Source organism: Streptomyces geranii (assembly GCF_002954775.1).
Taxonomy (GTDB): Bacteria; Actinomycetota; Actinomycetes; order Streptomycetales; family Streptomycetaceae; genus Streptomyces; species Streptomyces geranii.
On the sequence record NZ_KZ672952.1, the window covers coordinates 517,307 to 535,119 of the forward strand.

A 17,813-nucleotide genomic window follows, 5' to 3' on the forward strand; every position below is an offset into this window, starting at 1 on the left:
GACTGGCTGCGCTCGCGCGAGCAGAGCTGAACCCCCTCAGTCAGTTCGCCACTCGACCGCTGAGCCACTCAGCCGTTGAACCGGTACGACCCCGCCCGCGCCCGGTACACCTTGTACGCGGCGCCTCCTGACGTGTCGTCACGGACGAAGGAGACGCCCCGGGGAGCAGTGACGGACTTGCCCTGCGTGGGCACCCAGATCTCGGCGTCCGTGTTGTAGGGGACGGTCACCGCGAGGTCGATCCGGCCGTCCGCGCGGCGCCGCCACTCCGAGGACACCCTGCCGCGCACGGTGTCGATCGACGCGCTGACATGGTCGAGCGTCGCAGGCGACAGGTCGGTGTCCTCGACTCCCTTCGGCACCCGGCTGTTGACCACCGCCGAGGGGATGCACGGGCGGATGCGCAGCGATTCGTACGCCGTCGCCGTCGGTCGGATGCCGGCCAGGCCCTGGTAGAACCAGGTGGCCACGTTGGAGCGGTAGTGGTGGTTGACCGAGAGCCGGTCGGTCCACTGCTCCCACAGCGAGGTGGCGCCCTTGGCGATCTGGTAGACGTACCCGGGCAGCCCGGTCTGGGTGACGGACCTCAGCGCGATGTCCGTGTAGCCGTACTCGCTGAGGATGTTGAACTCGTAGCGCGAGCCGTACATGTCGTTCTGGATGTGCTGGTCCGCTGCCACGATCCGGTCGGCGAGGAGCTTGGCAAGGGCCTTCTTGTTCTCCGCGACCGTCTTCGTGCCGGGCAGGTGGCGGGGGTCGGAGAGAGGCAGGTCCGAGCCGGGGACCAGGTCGAAGGCGATGGCCAGGGTGTTCTCGCTGGAGATGCTGCCCTGGGTGAAGCAACCCTGTGCGGCGTCCCAGTAGTTGGCGATGAACGCCTTGCGCAGCGTGCGCGCCAACCGCGCGTAGTGCGCGGCGCGTTCGGTGCGGCCGAGGCGGTGGCCCACCTCGTCCATGTAGTCGCAGAAGTGGATGTAGAAGGCGAGGCTGATGACGGCGTTGCTGCCGGGGGCCTCGGCTCCCGAGTAAGCGCCCAGGGAGGCCTCGAACTTGTAGTCGTTCTCGGCGGTGAACAGCGTCTCGTAGTACTTGAGGAGCGTGTCCTGGTGGTCGTACAGCTCGGCGAACAGGCTGCTGTTGCCGTAGTACGTGTACAGCTCGCGCGGCATGACGAAGTACGCCGAGTCCCAGGCGGGCACCGCCTTCCAGGCCGCGTTCCAGCCGGGGGTGTGGTCGTAGCCGTAACCGCCCTTGGCGATGGGGAGGAACATGGGCAGCTGGCCGGTGGAGATCTGGGCGTCGGGGAAGTGGCGCAGCCAGTTGGTGAAGACGCCGTTGACGTCCCAGGTGAGGGACTCCGACTCGGAGCTGGCCATGGCGTCGCCGGTCCAGCCGTTCTTCTCGCGGGACGGGGTGTCGGTGGGCTTCTGGACGAGGTTGTTCTGCTCGGACCATTCCAGGTTGCGCTGGAGGCGGTTGATCAGTGCGTTGTCCGTCGTGAAGGTGCCGGTACGGGCGAATCCGGTGCGGGCGACGCCGACGGTGAGCAGGTCCGCGTCCCGCTTCGCGTCGGGGGCGCGTCCGAGTACGGCCTCCAGGTTCATGACCTCCAGGTAGCGGAAGCCGAAGTGGCTGAACTGCTGCTCCCAGCTCTGCGTCGACCGCTTGCCGAGGGTGTAGTAGTGCGTCTGGAGGTTGGCGTCGTGCTGGAAGTTCTCCTCCTCGACGGAGAGCGGGGAGGCGGCCGTGCCGTCGCCGCCGACGATCCGGTTGCCGCCTCGGATGCGCAGGGTGAGGCCGTCCTTGCCGGGGCGGATGCCGGTGAGGTGGAGGCGGACGAGGCCGGTCAGGATCTGGCCGTAGTCCAGGACCCAGGTTCCCGAGCCGGGGGCGGTCTCGGTGACGGAGACCGGGCGCAGCGTCTGGTTGACGAGCACCGGTTCGGCCTCGTGGGCGCGCAGGACGGCGGGCTTGAAGCCGTCGGGGATCGTCGTGGCGGGGAGCGTGCCGTGGAACTTGGGCGAGGGGCCCGCACAACTGCCCGGCGGGATAAGGGCGGTTGCCGGGCGCCAGTCGCGGCCGGTGCGGTGGCCGGGTGAGCGCCACTCCCCCAACTCGTCGGCGCGGCGGGCGTCGTACTTCTCGCCGGAGTAGACGGAGTCGAAGGTCGTCGGCCCGTCCGTGGTGAGCCAGTCCTCGCCCGTGACGAGGGTGGTGGCGGAGCCGTCGGTGTACGTCACGACGAGCTTCGCGCGCAGCCGGGGCTGGCCGACGTAGGGGGCCAGCTGCCAGTACCACTCCTGGGGTGTCGTCACGCCGTACCAGCCGCGTCCGAGTTCGGCGGCGACGACGTTCTCGCGCCCGGCCTCCAGCAGCGCCGTGACGTCGAAGGTGTCGTACAGGACCGTACGGTCGTAGCTGCTCTGGTCGGTGAGCAGCCGGGGCACGTTGGTGCGGCCACGGTTCGCCCGCTTGCCGTCGACGGTGAGCGGGTCGCCGTTGACGGTGAGGGTGACGTTGCCCGCCGCGCTCAGGTGGAGGCGGGCCTTGGCTATGCGGCGGCCTCGGGGCAGGGTGAAGGCGCGGCGCAGCAGGGGGGCCGGGTTGGCGATCGGGAGCACGCTGTTCTTCGCCGGGATGTAGGGGTTCTTCGGCGGGAAGGTGAGGCCCGCGAAGGTGGCGATGCCGTTCTCGAAGGGGTTGGCGCCCGTGGTGAGGTCGACGGCGAAGTCGGCGGCGCCGGTGCCGGTGACCTTGGCGCTGCGGATGGTGGCGTTGGTGCCGCCGGCGAAGCCGAAGCTGCCGTGGCGGCGGATCTGGTCGCCGGTAAGGGTGCGGGTGTCGACCTCGACGCCGTTGACGGTGGTGGTCACGGTGAGCCCCTTGGCCGCGACCAGGACGGTGTGGTCGCGGGTGGCCCAGGTGTCCTTCGTCAGTCCGGTGGCGGCGGGGAGGGTGACCGTGCCGACGGGGACGCTACGGGTGCCGGCGGTGACGGGGTTGGTCTCGCTCTGCGGGTCGTAGTGGTCGACGCCCCAGTCTGGCTCGGAAGTACCGTCGTCGACCCAGGTGTTGCCGGCGTAGTGGCTGGTCCGCATGACGAGTTGCATGTCGTCGCCGGTCTGCCGAAGGGTCCAGACCAGGCCCTCGCCCCAGGTCTTGCCGATGGGTTCGGCGCGCAGCAGCAGGGACAGTCCGGCGGCAGGGTCCGTGCCGCCACGGAAGACGACGGTCGCGGTCAGATCCCGCCAGTCGTGGTCCTGCGTCTCCCGTCCGCCGATCCAGCGCGCGCCGGACCAGTCCTTCTCCCCCTTGAGCAGACCGGTCTCCCACATCGCGGGCTCGCTCCAGCGCCCGGACGCGCCCTTGTCGTCCCAGGTCCGCACCTGCCAGTAGTAGGCCTGCTCCGACCGCAGCGCCCGGCCCCCGTAGGCCACCTCGGTGCTGTTCGAACCCGCCGAGCCCGCCACCTTGCCGCTGTGCCAGACATCGGCCTTGCCGGGTCTCGTCCCGACCTGGATCTCGTACGCCGTCTGCCGGGCCACCGGGGGCACCCAGCTGAACGCCGGTGCGGTCTGCGTGCCCAGGGGTGCGACACGCGAGTTGACCTGGGGGTTCACGGGTGCGGAGCCGTGCCCGCCCGAGGCCGCCGGTCGCGTGCCGCCGCCCGCCACGGCGTTCGGCGCGGCGGCGAGGGGCAGCGAGGCCCCGGCTGCAGCGGCCGTCACGATGCCGATCATCTGTCGGCGGCTCCACGCACTGCTGTTCTCATCGGCCACGGCTCGGATTCCTTTCGTCTGCGCATCGCGCCGGGACAGGGGTGTCCCTCCCCCGTCAGGCGACGACGGCTGGCACTGAAACGATTCAATATCTTCCAAGTGGAAAGCTTATGAACAACCTCGGCCGAAACACAATGGTCTGGGGCTGGAATGAGTCGCGGCGCGCTCGGCGACGGCAGCATGCGGACGCATTCGGGTTGGAGCAGAAGAACGCCGGGCAGCCAGTCGGCTCCGGGACCGGTGTCGTCGTCCGGTGTCGAAGTCGAGATGCAACACACCTGCGGCTGAACGGAGTTACCGGAGTCAGGCGACGCCGGGCCTCGGCCGGATCGGGCGGGCCGTGCTGTGGCCGCCCGTCACCCGGCGTCTTCGCGCAGCGCCTTGTCGATCAGGCTCAGCGCGTCCGTGAAACGGGCGTAGTCGTCGGGCGTCAGTGGTCCGACGAAGAACTCCTCCACCACGCGGGCATGGATGGCCGCGCCGCTCAGGAACGCCGTACGGCCCTCGGCGGTCGGTTCCACCAGGGCCACCCGTCGGTCGCCGGGCGAGGATGCTCGCCGGACCAGGCCCGCCGCCTCCATCCGGTCGATCAGCCGGGTGGTGCCGCCGCTGGTCAGGGTGAGGTCGTCGGCCAGTCGACGCTGGGAGACCTCCTCGCCGGGCTGCCGGCAGAGCCGGATGAGCACTTCCAGCATGGTGTGGCTGATCCCGCACTCCCGCCGGAGGGCGGCGTCGATCCGCTGTTCCAGGCGGGTGGCGGACTTGATCAGAAGCCCGAAGTCGCGCACGACCCGACTGCCGGCGGCGCGAGCGGCGGCTTCCTCGTCGTCCTGTCGGTGCGTGGCGTCCATTGCGCCCATTTTACTGCCATCTCACCTGCTGCCACCTCAATCACTGAGCAGTCAGTTGCTGACTACTCAGCGAACTCGTATCGTGTGTGGCCACCCCACCGGCGAGCACGAGAACGAGAACAAGAGGGAGCGGGAGATCAGTGGATCTGCAGCACTGGCTCGGCCGAGCCACTCACGCGATACAGGACTGGGCCGACACCTTCGGTCCCTACGAGCAGCACCCGGCCCTCCGGGTGGACGACGAGCGCCTCGCCGCCGTCTTCGAGGAGTTCACCGGGCGACTCACGGACAACTACCCGTTCTTCCACCCTCGTTACGCGGGCCAGATGCTCAAGCCCCCGCACCCCGCAGCCGTGGTCGGCTATGTCACCGCGATGCTGATCAACCCCAACAACCACGCCCTGGACGGCGGTCCCGCCACCGCTGCGATGGAACGCGAGGCCGTCGCCCGACTCGCCACGATGTTCGGGTACGACACCCACCTGGGGCATCTCACCACCAGCGGCACCATCGCCAACCTCGAAGCCCTGTTCGTCGCCCGCGAACTCCACCCGGGCCGGGGCATCGCCCACAGCGCGGACGCCCACTACACGCACGGCCGCATGTGCCATGTCCTCGGCATGAAGAGTCACCCGGTGCGCACGGACAGCCGGGGCCGGCTCGACCTCGACGCGCTGGAGGAGGTGCTGCGCACCGGTGAGGTCGGCACGGTCGTCGTCACCACCGGCACCACCGGGCTCGGCGCGATCGACGCCGTCCACGAGGTGCTGCCGATCGCCGAGCGGCACGGCGTCCGCGTCCATGTCGACGCGGCCTACGGCGGCTTCTTCACCCTGCTCGCCGGTGCCGAGGGGCTCGCCGGTCTCCCGCCCGAGCCCTGGCGGGCCGTCGCGCGCTGCGACTCGATCGTCGTGGACCCGCACAAGCACGGCCTCCAGCCCTACGGCTGCGGTGCCGTCCTCTTCCGCGACCCCGAGGTGGGCCGCTTCTACCTCCACGACTCGCCCTACACCTATTTCACCTCCGCCGAACTCCACCTCGGCGAGATCAGCCTGGAGTGCTCACGCGCCGGTGCCTCGGCCGCCGCGCTGTGGCTGACCTTCCAGCTTCTCCCGCCCACCCCCGACGGACTCGGCCAGGTCCTCGCGGCAGGCCGGCGTGCGGCCCTGAACTGGGCCGAACTCATCGACGCATCAGAGCACTTGGCGCTCTACCAGCCGCCTGAACTGGACATCGTCAGCTACTTTCCCACCACCGGACCGGCCACCCTGACCGGCATCGACGCCGCGTCCGCGCGCATCCTCACCGACGGGATGACCGGCCCCGACCCGGTGTTCCTGAGCACCTTCCGGGCGGACCGCGAGGCCTTCGCCGTACGCCTTCCCGGGGTCACCGCCGACGCGGACGGTGCCCGGATTCTCCGTAGCGTGCTGATGAAGCCGGAGTCCGAGCACCACGTCGAGCGGTTGCACGCACGGGTGGAGCAGCTCGCCAAGTCCCGCTGAGTTCGCGGGAGTTGCCGGGTGCCGGCCGCCTCAGTAGGCGACGGTGAAGCGGGTCTGGCGGTGGGCGGGCTCGTCTATCTCGTCGACGAAGGCGATGGCATAGTCCGCGCCGGAGATGAAGGACTTGCCGTCGGCGTCGGAGAGCAGCACGTCACCGCCGAGACGGAAGACGCCGGTGCGTTCGCCGGGGACCCAGGCGCCGAACTCGGCGGCGGGGCTGACGTAGAACCAGTGCGCGGCCGTGTCCGCGTCCCGCAGTGCGCCGAGGGCCTGGGCGTGCGAACCGGCCTCGGCCTTGTAGGCCTCCGGGAAGTCGGGCGAGTCGATCAGCCGCGGCCCGCCGTCGGTCGCGTGCAGGCTGCCCGCGCCGCCGACCACGCCGATGCGGGCATCGCCCTCGGCAGCGGCGGCGAGGAGGGCGGGGACGAGCGGGAGCAGGAACGGTTCGCCGTCCACGGTGCCGCGGACCGCGACGACCAGGACGTCGGACTTGGCCGCCAGGTCGCGCACCAGCGCCTCGTCGTCGAGGGAGCCGGCGACCGGGGTGACGCCCGGGCGGGCCTCGGCGGAGCCGGTGCGGTTGACCGCGATGACCTCGTGGCCGCGCCGCAGGGCCTCGTCGGTGATGTGGCCGCCGGCGTAACCGGTGGCGCCGAAGACGGTGATGATCGCCATGGGGGGGGCTCCCTCGATGTTTCTGTAACTGCGTCGCTTACGAATCTAACTGTAACAGCAGCAGGCACGATTTATGCCACGGGCCGTACCATGAGGGCATGGCACAGCCCACGAACACCCAGTTCGCGGTCGGCGTTCATCTGCTCACCCTGCTGGCCGCCAAGCCCGGCGAATGGCGGGACTCGCAGTCACTCGCCGTCAGCCCCGCGACCAACGCCGCGCACGCCCGGCGCATCCTCGGCCAGCTGCGCGCGGCCGGGCTGGTGCGCTCACAGCCGGGGCCACGCGGTGGCTGGATGCTCGAACGCGAGGCCGCGCAGATCGACCTCGCGGCGGTGTGGCTCGCCCTCAACGGCGAGGACCCGGTCCTCGGCATGCACGTCCCGAAGCCCGACTGCGGCGCCGGCCAGCGCGTTCACGACAGCCTGCTCGCCCTGGACCGACGCGCGCGCCGCGCCCTGCTGGCCGAACTGGCACAGAGCACGGTCGCCGACGTGCTGCGCGCGGACGGCGCGATGGTGGCCGACGGGGGCTGAGGCCCTCCCTGGTCGGCGGTCGGTCACTTGTCCGGCCTGGACTGCCACGCCGTCTCCACCGCGTCCGCGAGGGCTTCTCCCTTCGCGAAGCCGTAGTACGCGGCGAACTGCAGCACGATCTCGTCCAGCTCCTCCTTGGTGAGGTCCCCGGAGTGCAGCGCGGCGGTGACGTGGGTGCGCAGCGGGAGGGGTGAGTCGTCGAGGGCCACGCCGGCGACCGTGATGATCCGGCGTTCCCTGCGGGTCAGGCCGGGGCGCTGCCAGACGTGGCCGAAGACGAAGCCGAGGATGCCGGCTTGGCGGTACGGGGAGTTGGGTGGCGGTGCGGGCAGCAGGTTGACGTCGGTGAACTCCTCGACGCCACGCTTGAGTCGCTCGTCCCATGCTCCAGGGCCGAGGGTGTCGTCGGTCAACTGCGGCCAGGGCGGGGTCTGTTGGCCGCGTTCCCGGTGGATCCGGTCCCACTGGCGGGCGATGGCGCCCTCCAGGTGGGACGCCTTGGGCCAGCCGCAGTAGACGGCGAAGTGCAGGACGAACTCCAGCATGGCTTCGAGGTCGATGTCGCCGGTCGCGAGCGCCGCGTGGACGTGGTCCTCGATGGGCTGAGGGGAGTCGGCGGCGGCCACACACGTCAGGGTGACCCAGCGGCGGTCGCGGCGGGCCAGGCCGGGGCGTGACCAGACCTCGCCGTAGAGGAAGTCGCGTGCGGCGCGGCCGAACGGGGTGGATGTTGTGGGTGATCGGTGGGCGGGCAGTACCTCTGCCAGGGTGCGAGACGCGGGCGTCTCGTCCATTGAGGCCTCCTGGGGCGGGAGTTGAAGGGCGCGTGCCTACCGTGCATGCCGTGCCTACGCGCGGATGAAGACGTTCTTGGTCTGCAGGAACTCGTACAGGCCCTCCTTGCCGCCTTCCCTCCCGTAGCCGCTCTGCTTGTAGCCGCCGAAGGGGGCGCCCGGCGGCTGGCCCGAGGCGCCGTTGACGAGCACGGTGCCGGACCGGAGCAGGGGCACGAGGCGCTGCACGCGGGACACGTCGCGGGTCTGCAGGGCCGTACCGAGGCCGTACGGCGTGGAGTTGGCGAGTTCGACCGCCTCGTCCTCGTCGGCGAAGGGGATGATCGACAGCACCGGGCCGAACACCTCGTGCCGGGCCACCTCGCTGTCCGGGTCGACGTCGGCGAGGACCGTGGGGTCGATGAAGTAGCCCTCGCGGTTGTCCGGGGGCAGGGTGGCGGGGTCGGTGGCGTGGCCGCCCGCGACCAACCGGCTGTGCTTGGCGGCGCGTTCGATGATGCCGAGGACGCGTTCGTGGGCCGCCCCGCCGACGACCGGGCCGAGTGCCGTCGCCCGGTCGAAGGGGTCTCCGACGCGCAGGGCGGTGGCTGCGGCGGCGGTGGCGGCGACCGCGCGGTCGTAGATGTCGCGGTGGACCAGCATGCGGGTGGTGAGGTTGCAGCCCTGGCCGGAGAGGGTGAAGCAGGAGCGGACGGTCTCGGTGACGGCCTCGTCCAGGTCGGCGTCTGGGAAGACCAAGTTGGCTGTCTTGCCGCCGAGTTCGAGCAGCACCGGTTTGAGGGTGTCGCGGGCCGCGTCGAGGATCTTCCTCGCGGTCGGGATGCCCCCTGTGAAGGAGATCTTCGCGACGTCGGGGTGCCGGACCAGGTGCTCACCGGCCTCGGGGCCGCCCGGCAGAACGTGCAGGACGCCTGGCGGCAGCCCGGCCTCCAGGGCGATCTGCGCGAACCTGGCGACGGTGAAGGGGGCCAGGTCGGGGGCCTTGACGACGACGCAGTTGCCCGCCGCGAGCGCGGGCGCGATCTTCATGCCGACCGACATGATCGGACCGTTCCAGGTGAGGATGGTGCCGATGACGCCGTACGGCTCCGGGACCGTGTAGTCGAGTCCGGGTACGAGACGCGGGCTGAGCGGGACGGTCGCGCCCTCGATCTTGTCGGCCCAGCCCGCGTAGTAGCCGAACCAGCCCGCCGACAGCTGGGCCAGCGCCGCCGACGTGCCGAAGGGGACGCCGAGTTCGAGCGTGTTGAGCCGCCCGAGTTCCGGTACGCGCTCCAGCATCAGGTCCTCCACCCGCTGGAGGATGCGGCGCCGACGGTCCGGGGACAGGGCCCGCCACTCGGGGAAGGCCTTCTTGGCGGCGGCGACGGCCGCGTCGACCTCCGGCGGTCCGGCGAGGAGGACGGTGCCGTTTACGCGGGCGGTGGCGGGGTTGATGTGGTCGCGTGGTCCGGCGGACGTGTGGTCGAGCCAGTTGCCGTCTATGAGCGGGCCGGTGGTGCCGAGGTCGTGGGAGAGGGGGGTGGTTGGTGAGGAGGGGGTCATGTGGGTGCCGCCTTGGGGTGGTCCGGAGGGGGTCGGTCGGCTACGTCTGGCTACGGCCGACTGGGCGGGGCGGGGCAAGAGGGTGTGCGTGGCGGCAGTGGGGGTGCGAGCGGGTCGGTGCCGAAGGGCCGGGCGGTGGCGGCGACATCGAGCAGCAAGCCGCCGTCCTTGTGCCGCAGCGGCAGGGCCTGCGCAGGCCGTCGGAGTCGAAGCCGGACGCGGCTCGGCTGCCGCCGGTGCCGAGGCCAGGCACTTGGCGGCCACCGTGCTGTCCGTGCCGAGCCTGTCGGCGAGGGTGAGAAGGATGAGGGTGGCCGCTGCGGGTGACACGAAGTCGTCGAGCAGTTCCGCGAGTTGGCCACTGCCTGGCCGGCGGGCCCAGGTGGACGACCGGGTCGGCGTAGGTGTCGAGCAGCGGCCGGTGCCGCTCGACGTCCGCTTCCCGCCCGCCCGTGGGCCACCGAGCCAGCCAACCACGCCTAACGGCCCGCGCTCTCGCTGCGACACCCCCTCCGCCACTGACCGGCAGCGTGTCCACGACGGCGACGCCCCGGTCGGCGCCCGTGGACCTCACAGCCGGGTGACCCAGCCGCCGTCGACACTGATCACCTGCCCGTTGATCCACTCCCCCGCCGGGGAGGCGAGCAACAGCAGGGTCCCCAGGAGGTCTTCCGCGGGCGCCGACTTCTTGCCCGGGATCGTGGCCGCGAGGGCCGCGCGTGCGGGGTGGTCGGCGGGCAGGCTGCGTAGGCCTGGTTCGTTGTCGACCAGGCCGGGGGCGATGGCGTTGACGTTGATGCCGAGCGGGCCCAGGGAGCGGGCCAGGCCGACGGTGATGTTGACCAGGGCGAGTTTGCTGACGCTGTAGATGCCGCCGCCCAGGAAGGCGCCTGCGGAGGCCTGGTTGATGATGCGTCCGCCGCCGCGCTCGGTCATGGAGGCCTTCACTGCGCCCGCGCAGATGACCGCGCCCAGGACGTTGACGCGCATCACACGGTCGAACCACTCCGTGGGCAGGTCCAGGATGTCGACCTGGGGGATCTCCGCCATCAGCGCGGCGTTGTTCACCAGGATGTCGATGCCCCCGAAGGCGGCGGTCGTCTTCGCGGCCAGGTCGGCGGCGGAGGTGCGGTCGGTGATGTCCACCCGTACGCCGAGCGCGCGCAGGCCGTCGGAGGCCAGGGCTTCGGCCGCCTGCTCCGCGCGTTCGCCGTCGAGGTCGGCGAGGACGACGGCGGCTCCGGCCTCGGCCAGCGCGCGGCCGTAGACGCGGCCGATGGCTCCGGCGCCGCCGGTGACGACGGCGACCCTGCCGTCCAGGCGGAGCCGGTCGATCGTGCTGCTGCTCATGGGGCGTTCCCTCCCTCGGGGGCCTGTGTGCGGCGGGCCAGGTAGGCGTCGATGTCGGCGCCGTGTTCGCGCAGTTCCTCGGCTGCCTCCGGTGCGGTGAGGATGAGGAAGCGGTTCTCGGCGACGCCGTCCGCGACGAGTTCGCCGACCGACTCGGCGTCCAGGACCGGGAATTGGGGCCCTCGCGGTGGCGCGGGCTGCCCGTAGAAGGCGATCTGCTCGACGATGTTGGTGGCGACTCCGGCCGGGCAGAGGCAGGAGACGCCGATGCCGCGTGGGCGCAGGTACAGGGCGAGGGCCTCGGACAGGCCGACGACGGCGTGTTTGGTCGCGGTGTACGGCAGCCGGTCGTAGCCGTAGGGCAACAGGCCTGCCGTGGAGGCGGTGTTGACCACATGCCCCGAGCCCTGCGCCAACAGGACCGGCAGGAATACGAGGTTGCTGCGGACGATGCCCAACAGGTTGACGTCGACGACGCGTTGCCACGCCTCCAGGGGGATCTCCTCGGCCGGTCCGACGGCCAGGATGCCGACGTTGTTCATGACGAGGTCGATGCGGCCGAAGTGGTCGAGGGCCAGTTTCCGTACGGCTTCCAGGTCGTCGAGGCTCGTGACGTCGCACGTCGCGGGCACCGCCCGGTCACCGAGTTCGTCCGCGACGGCGGACGCCCGTTCGTCGACCAGGTCGGTGACGACGACGCGTACCGCGCGCCGGGCGAAGGCGTGGGCTGCGGCTCGGCCGATGCCGCTGCCCGCGCCGGTGATCACGGCGACGGCGTCGCGCGGTTCGATGCTCATCGCGGGGCCGCCTGCGGGAGTTCGGGCGGGAAGACCCGCTCGCCGGTGTCGGCGTCCGTGATGGCGATGGCCTCGATCGGGCAGGACTCGGCCACCTCCAGCACGTCCTCCGACGCGGGCAGCGTGGCCGACCTCGCGCGTCCCTGCCCGCGCTCGTCGAGTTCGAACCGCTCGGGCGCGGAGGCCGCGCACAGTCCCGTGCGGACACACAGCCGGGTGTCGACGGCGACACTCCACCGGTCGCTCATCCTCGGGCTCCCTCGACGACCAGCGGCAGCGTCTTCCAGCCCCGGACGGTCGAGGTCTGCGCGAGTTCCGCGTGCTCCCAGTCCACGTCCCAGCCGGGGAACCGCTGGAGGATCTCCTCCGCCGCCACCCGGCCCTCCAGCCGGGCAAGTGCCGCGCCCAGGCAGTAGTGGGCGCCGACGCCGAAGCTCAGATGCTGGGTGACCCGGTGGATGTCGAAGCGGTCCGGGTCGTCGAAGCGCCGGGGGTCGCGGTTGGCGGCGGCCTGGATGAAGAGGATGGCGCTGCCCGCCGGCACCGTACGGCCGTACAGCTCCACGTCCTTGGTGACATGGCGGGCCGTGAAGGGGCCGGTCGGCTCGAAGCGCAGTACCTCCTCGATCGCGTTGGGGACGAGCGACAGGTCGGCGGCCAACTCCCGGCGCGCTTGCGGGTATCGGGCCATCAGCGCGCCGAACCAGCCGATGAGCCGGCCCGTCGTCTCGTTTCCCGCACCGGCGACCACCGAGCAGTAGGTGAGAACCTCCTCGTCGGTGAGCGTGCGCCGGACGCCCTTCTCGTCCTCGAACTCAGCGGTCATCAGCTCGGTCATGAGATCGTCGGAGGGATGCTTCTTGCGCCACTCGATGTAGTCGCGGAAGGCGTCCGTGCTGAGGATGTCCTCCTCATTGATCTTGCCGCCGTCCACGGTGTTCAGCGTCTCGTCGGTGCGGTCACGGATCGCGGGCTGGTCGGCCTCCGGGATGCCCAGCAGCATCCCGATCACCCGCATCGGCAGCTCGGCGCCCACGGCCTCGACGAGGTCGAAGCGGTCGGCGCCGGTCACCGGCTCCAACGCGCGTCGGCAGAAAGCCCGTACGCGCGGCTCCAGAGCGGCGAGCCGGCGAGGTGTGAACAGCTTGGCGAGCAGCCGGCGGTGGATGTCGTGGACCGGCGGGTCCTCGAAGATGAGGGTGCCTGGCGGGAGTTGGATGTCGGCCTGGACGATCTCCAGGATGTCGCCGCGCGCGGAGGAGAAGGTCTGCCAGTCGGCGAGGCCGCGCTGGACGTCGGCGTGACGGCTGACGGCGTAGAAGTCGTGCTGGTCGTTGTAGTAGAGGGGTGCTTCCTCGCGCAGTCGGGCGTAGAGGGGGTAGGGGTCGCGGGCCAGGGCGGGGTCGTAGGGGTCCCAGGAGAGGGTGTCTGCGGTGGTCACTGCCTCAACTCCCTTGACGTGACGTTCACTTGAGCAGAGCCCCTGCATCGATCGGCAGGGTCGCGCCGGTGATGAAGCGGGCCTCGTCGGAGGCGAGGAAGAGCACGGCGTTGCTGATGTCCACGGCCTCGACCCAGGGCGTGGGGAGCACGTGCATGCCCTGCGAGACGGCGGCGAAGTCGTCGGCGGTGGGGTTCTCCAGGTCGGGGCGGAACATCCGGTAGGTGCCCTCGTGCATCACCATCGGTGTGTTGACCTGGGTGGGGTGCAGGCTGTTGACGCGGATGCGGTGCTGCCCCAACTCCCCCGCCAGCGTGCGCATCAGGCCGACCACGCCGTGCTTGGCGGCGATGTAGTGGCCGATGTTGGCGTACCCCTTGAGGCCACCGACGGAGCTGGTCAGGATGACCGAGCCGCCCTGCCCGCCCGCGACGATGTGCGGGGTGGAGACCTTGGTGGACAGCCATACGCCGGTCAGGTTGACGTCGATCATGTCGCGCCAGGTCTTCTCGTCCATGGCGTCGAGCGTGGCGCCGTCGCTGCCCAGGCCCGCGTTGGCGACCACGATGTCCAGCCGCCCGAACTCGGCGACGCCGTCGTCCACCGCGGACTTGAGCGCGTCGTGGTCGCGGACGTCGGCCTGTACGGCATGGATGCGCCGCCCCAGTTTCTCCACCTGGTCGACCGTCTCCGCGAGGTCCTCGGGCGTGGACATGGGGAAGGTGACGCCGTCGAGCTGCCTGCACACGTCGACGGCGATGATGTCGGCGCCCTCCTCGGCCAGCCGTACGGCATGACTGCGGCCCTGGCCGCGCGCGGCGCCGGTGATGAAAGCGACCTTGCCCTCGACTCGTCCGGGCATGAGTGACCTCGTTTCCTGAACAGGGGTGAGAGGAGCGAGCGGGATGCGGTGGAGCGTGGTGACGGTGATGAGGGGTGACGGTGATGAGAGGGGGACGGCGCAACGGCGCTGGGGGCACGACAGCGGCGAGGGACGCGATCGACATCGCCGACCCGGCCCGCCGTCCACCCGCATGCTGAACGAGTGTTTAACACGAGTGCTGAACACCTGTTTAACAGCGCCCCACGGGGCCGTCAAGGACAATGAGCGGCATGACCGCACCTCGCCGTATGGGCACCGAGAACTCCAAGACGCGCCAGGTACTGCTCGACGTCGCCGAGCGGCTGATGCTCGACGAGGGGTACGCCTCCGTCGGGATCCGCCGGGTGGCCCGCGAGGCGGAGGTCGCCCCGGCGCTGGTCCTGTACTACTTCCGAACGCTCGACGATCTGTTCCTCGCGGTGCTGCGGCGGCGCGGCGACGAGGAGTTGGACCGGGTCGTCCGGCTGCTGGACGGCCCGCAGCCGCTGCACGCCCTGTGGCAGCTCACCGTCCACCCTGGCAACGCGCTGACCACGGAGTTCACCGCGCTGGCCAATCACCGCAAGGCGATCGGCGCCGAACTCGCCGCCCGCGCCGAGCGCTACCGCGAGACCCAGCTGGAGGCGCTCACCCGCCGCCTCACCGAGACGGGCGTGGAACTGCCCGCCGAACTCACCCCGGCCGTACTGCTCATGCTGACCAACGCCCTCGGCCGGATCCTGATGATGGAGAACGCGATGGGCATGACGACCCGGCACGCGGAGGCCCGCGAGTTCGTGGAGCGACTCCTCCAGCGCTACGAGGGCGGCGAGTGAATAAATATCAACCGCATGGTAAGTTTTGATTACTGAACTGCCGTGCGACACCGTTCCAGGCAAGCTCTGATAGCTCCACACCAACCCGGACAGTCCCAGAAAGTCCCGGACCAGCTTCGTCGAGGAGAGTGAACGCACTGTGGGCCAGGCCAAAACGCGTGGACCGTACGCCAAGACACCCGCCCGCAAGGCGGAGATCGTCCGGGCGGCACGCGACAGCTTCGCCGAGAAGGGCTATGCCAAGGCGTCCCTGCGTGACATCGCGGAGCGGGCCGGCATCACGCACGCCGGCCTCCTGCATCACTTCCGCAACAAGGACGAGATCCTCGCCGAGGTGCTCGCCCAGCGTGACGCGGAGGAATGGCAGCAGGGCCTGGAAGCGGTGGACGGCTTCGCCCAGCTCGCCCCCTACCTCGGCGACCTCATCCGCCACCACCAGCGGGCGCCCGAACTGATGCGCCTGTGGATCGAGTTGGCCGCCGCGGCCTCACGGGCGGATCATCCCGCCCACACCTACTTCGTCGAGCGCTACGAACGCGGACGCGTCCAGTTCGCCGACGGCCTCCGCGCCGAGGCCGCGAGCAGCGGACTGCGCGCGGACATCCGCCCGGAGAACGCGGCGGTCCTCTTCCACGCCGTGCTCACCGGGCTCCAGTTGCAGTGGGTGCTGGACCAGGACCTCGACATCGTCGGCCCGGTCACCGACTTCGTCCGCCTGCTCACCGACCAGGGCGACGCCGAGGAGTCAGACCCCGAGGAGTGAGAGGCCAAGGAGTGAGAGGCTGACGCCCGTCGGATCACCGCAGGGCGGTGTCAGTGGGCGGCGGTAGCCTCCCGTGCCATGAACAGTGCGACCTCACCGGCGGGTTACCGCCTCATCACCGTCGCCGAGGCGGAGTCGCGTTTCGCCGCCGGCTCCGATCTCCAGTATCCGTACGAGGAGTTCGCGGACGAGCAGGAGATCCGCCTGTACGAGGGTGGTCTGCACGTCGCCGGGAATCTGGAGCGGGCCGGCGACGGCGACTGGTCGCCGTGCAACGTGATCGTGGACGGTGATCTGACCGTCGACGGGGACATCGAGTGGTGGGACTCCGCCGGGGGCAACTTCCTGCTGGTCACGGGCGATGTGCGGGTCCGCAATGTGCTGCTTTCGGGCTGCCCGGACGTCGTGTTCCGCGGCGACCTCACCGCCACCGGGAGCGTGCAGGGGCACCACGGCGACGACGGCGGCTCTCTGACGGTCAAGGGACTGGTGCGCGCCCAGGCCGTGATCAGCACCCTGTACTTCTGCCTGGACTTCGCCCGGCAACCGGAGGCCCTGGTCGTCGGCGACCGGTACCGCACCACCTGCCAGGTCGACTTCACCACGGACGAGCTGGACGACATCGTGCTGCCCGAACTGCTCGACGGCGACGACCGGGCCGACGAGCAGAAGATCGGCGAGGCCTTGCGCGCGGGCCTGCCCGTCCTGCGTTCCGGCATACGCGGGACACGTACCGTGTCGGCGGAGAAGGCGACCGAGTGAGCAGCACCCACCCGCCAGTCACCATCGTTCTCGCCGGCCGGCCCGGCGGCGCAACAACAGGGCGAGTCGTGGCACGCCGAGCAGGACGCGGAGCGTGAAGAGGACACGGGCTCGGCGGGTCGTGAGGGCGGCGAGGTCTGCGCTCCACTCCTCCCGCCAGCGCGCTCGTCGCCGCGCGGGCAGCAGCAGCGTGAGGGCGTCCAGGAGTCGGCCCGTGACGGCGTAGGAGGACGGCGCCGGTCGCAGCACCGCCGAGGCCAAGCCCCGCAGTTCACGGCCGACCGGCTCAAGTCCCGCGGCGGAGGCCACGGGTGCGAAGACGTCCAAGGTCTCCCGGGCGATGAGGAGCCGCCTGGCCGGGGCCACGAACGCGATCGTGCGCAGGTTGTGCAGCCGATCGGCGAGCCTGACGGCCAGCACGGCCGTCTCCCAGGACGGGGACGGAGACGGGCCGGTGGCGTCGGACGCGAGTACCGTGCCCTGGTCGGCCCGCGAGTAGGCGGAGACCACGGTGGCCCGGACGGCCGCGATCAAGTCGGCCACCTCGTCGCCGAATTGGCCGGCGATCCGGCGCGGCGGGCAGGCCGTGTCGTCCACGTCGTGGAGCAGCGCCGCGCACACCACGGGCGGGGGCATACGGAGATCGGCGACGATCGCGGCCACGGCCAGGCAGTGCGTGATGAAGGGGTCGCCGCTGCGCCGCGTCTGGCCTTCGTGCCAGAAGGCGGCCTCGGCGTAGGCGAGTTCGACTGTGGTGGTGTCGGCGTCGGGGTGGTGGGCGCGGACCGTGTCGAGCAGGCCGTCGAGGGACAGGAGTGTGTCCGCCCGTCCGACGCGGCGCGGTCCCGGCCATCGGCGGGCCTTCATGACGGGCCTCCCCCGGTTGCCGGGTCGACGGCGGCCCAGCCGGGCAGGGGTTGCCTCCGCGACCGGTAGGCACGGGCCAGGGCGTCGCGGGCCTGTGCCGCGCCGTCCTGCGTGATCCGGTAGAAGCGGCGACGCGGCCGACCCGCCGTCTCGTGAACGGCCGGGTCCTCCCAGGTGCTGTCCACCCAGCCGATCTGTTCCAACCGGGCGAGGATCGGATAGATCGTGCCCGACGGCAGCCCCGCCAACTCACACAGCTCCAGGCCGTACCGCTGCTCGGCGGGGTCCTCCAGCAAGGCCCGCAGGACCAGTTGGGTCTGCAGGGTCATACGCGGTGTACCCATACTCGTACTCTATATAGCCCATATATGGGCTGCCTAGATGTCCGACGGCTCGGCGACCGGGCAACCAGGCAACCGGGCGGGCAACCGGTAATCGTTTACCGAATCA

The 17,813-nt window shown here is 70.7% G+C and carries 17 protein-coding genes; 5 read left to right on the forward strand and 12 right to left on the reverse strand.

The features are described from left to right. Window positions 1-68: 68 nt before the first annotated feature. Together CW359_RS02040 and CW359_RS02045 are read right to left on the reverse strand one after the other, a co-directional pair. Window positions 69-3,779: a family 78 glycoside hydrolase catalytic domain gene (locus tag CW359_RS02040; RefSeq protein ID WP_232838168.1), complete on the reverse strand. Its 3,711-nt coding sequence runs from the start codon at window positions 3,777-3,779 to the stop codon at window positions 69-71. 356 nt (window positions 3,780-4,135) lie between these two features. Further along, a complete protein-coding gene (locus tag CW359_RS02045; protein WP_105967916.1) occupies window positions 4,136-4,630 on the reverse strand; it encodes a MarR family winged helix-turn-helix transcriptional regulator in 495 nt (164 codons plus the stop codon). A 140-nt stretch (window positions 4,631-4,770) separates the two neighbouring features. On the opposite strand from CW359_RS02045, the gene CW359_RS02050 reads away from it, so the two are divergent. Continuing rightward, window positions 4,771-6,135 (forward strand): pyridoxal phosphate-dependent decarboxylase family protein, encoded by a 1,365-nt coding sequence (locus CW359_RS02050; RefSeq protein ID WP_105967917.1) that lies wholly within the window; start codon window positions 4,771-4,773, stop codon window positions 6,133-6,135. A 30-nt stretch (window positions 6,136-6,165) separates the two neighbouring features. Here the strand turns inward: CW359_RS02050 and CW359_RS02055 are convergent, their stop codons facing one another. Then, window positions 6,166-6,810: an NAD(P)-dependent oxidoreductase gene (locus CW359_RS02055; RefSeq protein WP_105967918.1), complete on the reverse strand. Its 645-nt coding sequence runs from the start codon at window positions 6,808-6,810 to the stop codon at window positions 6,166-6,168. A 98-nt stretch (window positions 6,811-6,908) separates the two neighbouring features. On the opposite strand from CW359_RS02055, the gene CW359_RS02060 reads away from it, so the two are divergent. After that, window positions 6,909-7,346 (forward strand): Rrf2 family transcriptional regulator, encoded by a 438-nt coding sequence (locus CW359_RS02060; RefSeq protein WP_105967919.1) that lies wholly within the window; start codon window positions 6,909-6,911, stop codon window positions 7,344-7,346. A gap of 23 nt (window positions 7,347-7,369) precedes the next feature. Here the strand turns inward: CW359_RS02060 and CW359_RS02065 are convergent, their stop codons facing one another. From CW359_RS02065 to CW359_RS02095, 7 genes are all read right to left on the reverse strand, one after another. Continuing rightward, the gene (locus CW359_RS02065) at window positions 7,370-8,140 is read right to left on the reverse strand and encodes a carboxymuconolactone decarboxylase family protein (RefSeq protein WP_105967920.1); all 771 of its coding nucleotides are present in this window, start codon (window positions 8,138-8,140) and stop codon (window positions 7,370-7,372) included. A gap of 54 nt (window positions 8,141-8,194) precedes the next feature. After that, window positions 8,195-9,685 (reverse strand): aldehyde dehydrogenase family protein, encoded by a 1,491-nt coding sequence (locus CW359_RS02070; RefSeq protein WP_105967921.1) that lies wholly within the window; start codon window positions 9,683-9,685, stop codon window positions 8,195-8,197. 570 nt (window positions 9,686-10,255) lie between these two features. Next, complete coding sequence (locus CW359_RS02075) at window positions 10,256-11,035, reverse strand: SDR family oxidoreductase (protein ID WP_105967922.1); 780 nt, start codon at window positions 11,033-11,035, stop codon at window positions 10,256-10,258. Further along, window positions 11,032-11,832, reverse strand: a complete 801-nt coding sequence (locus CW359_RS02080) for an SDR family oxidoreductase (RefSeq protein WP_105967923.1) — start codon at window positions 11,830-11,832, stop codon at window positions 11,032-11,034. Before CW359_RS02080 ends, CW359_RS02075 begins: the two co-directional genes overlap by 4 nt. Continuing rightward, window positions 11,829-12,080 (reverse strand): ferredoxin, encoded by a 252-nt coding sequence (locus CW359_RS02085; RefSeq protein ID WP_105967924.1) that lies wholly within the window; start codon window positions 12,078-12,080, stop codon window positions 11,829-11,831. Before CW359_RS02085 ends, CW359_RS02080 begins: the two co-directional genes overlap by 4 nt. Continuing rightward, the gene (locus CW359_RS02090; RefSeq protein ID WP_105967925.1) at window positions 12,077-13,273 is read right to left on the reverse strand and encodes a cytochrome P450; all 1,197 of its coding nucleotides are present in this window, start codon (window positions 13,271-13,273) and stop codon (window positions 12,077-12,079) included. Before CW359_RS02090 ends, CW359_RS02085 begins: the two co-directional genes overlap by 4 nt. Before the next feature lie 25 nt (window positions 13,274-13,298). Next, complete coding sequence (locus tag CW359_RS02095; RefSeq protein ID WP_105967926.1) at window positions 13,299-14,135, reverse strand: mycofactocin-coupled SDR family oxidoreductase; 837 nt, start codon at window positions 14,133-14,135, stop codon at window positions 13,299-13,301. Window positions 14,136-14,386: 251 nt separating this feature from the next. Between CW359_RS02095 and CW359_RS02100 the strand changes: the two genes are divergently transcribed. The 3 genes from CW359_RS02100 to CW359_RS02110 all read left to right on the forward strand — a co-directional run bounded on the left by CW359_RS02100 (window position 14,387) and on the right by CW359_RS02110 (window position 16,496). After that, the gene (locus CW359_RS02100) at window positions 14,387-14,971 is read left to right on the forward strand and encodes a TetR/AcrR family transcriptional regulator (protein WP_232838169.1); all 585 of its coding nucleotides are present in this window, start codon (window positions 14,387-14,389) and stop codon (window positions 14,969-14,971) included. A 139-nt stretch (window positions 14,972-15,110) separates the two neighbouring features. Beyond that, entirely contained in the window at window positions 15,111-15,734 is a 624-nt protein-coding gene (locus CW359_RS02105; protein WP_105967928.1) for a TetR/AcrR family transcriptional regulator, read from the forward strand. A gap of 78 nt (window positions 15,735-15,812) precedes the next feature. Further along, on the forward strand, window positions 15,813-16,496 hold the full coding sequence (locus tag CW359_RS02110) for a hypothetical protein (RefSeq protein ID WP_105967929.1): 684 nt from the start codon (window positions 15,813-15,815) through the stop codon (window positions 16,494-16,496). Between the two features lie 18 nt (window positions 16,497-16,514). Here CW359_RS02110 and CW359_RS02115 read toward each other — a convergent pair whose 3' ends face one another. After that, window positions 16,515-17,363, reverse strand: coding sequence for an HD domain-containing protein (locus tag CW359_RS02115; RefSeq protein WP_105967930.1), 849 nt, complete (start codon window positions 17,361-17,363; stop codon window positions 16,515-16,517). Next, window positions 17,360-17,707 (reverse strand): PadR family transcriptional regulator, encoded by a 348-nt coding sequence (locus CW359_RS02120; RefSeq protein ID WP_232838170.1) that lies wholly within the window; start codon window positions 17,705-17,707, stop codon window positions 17,360-17,362. The genes CW359_RS02115 and CW359_RS02120 overlap by 4 nt, the downstream gene beginning before the upstream one ends. Between the last annotated feature and the right edge of the window lie 106 nt (window positions 17,708-17,813).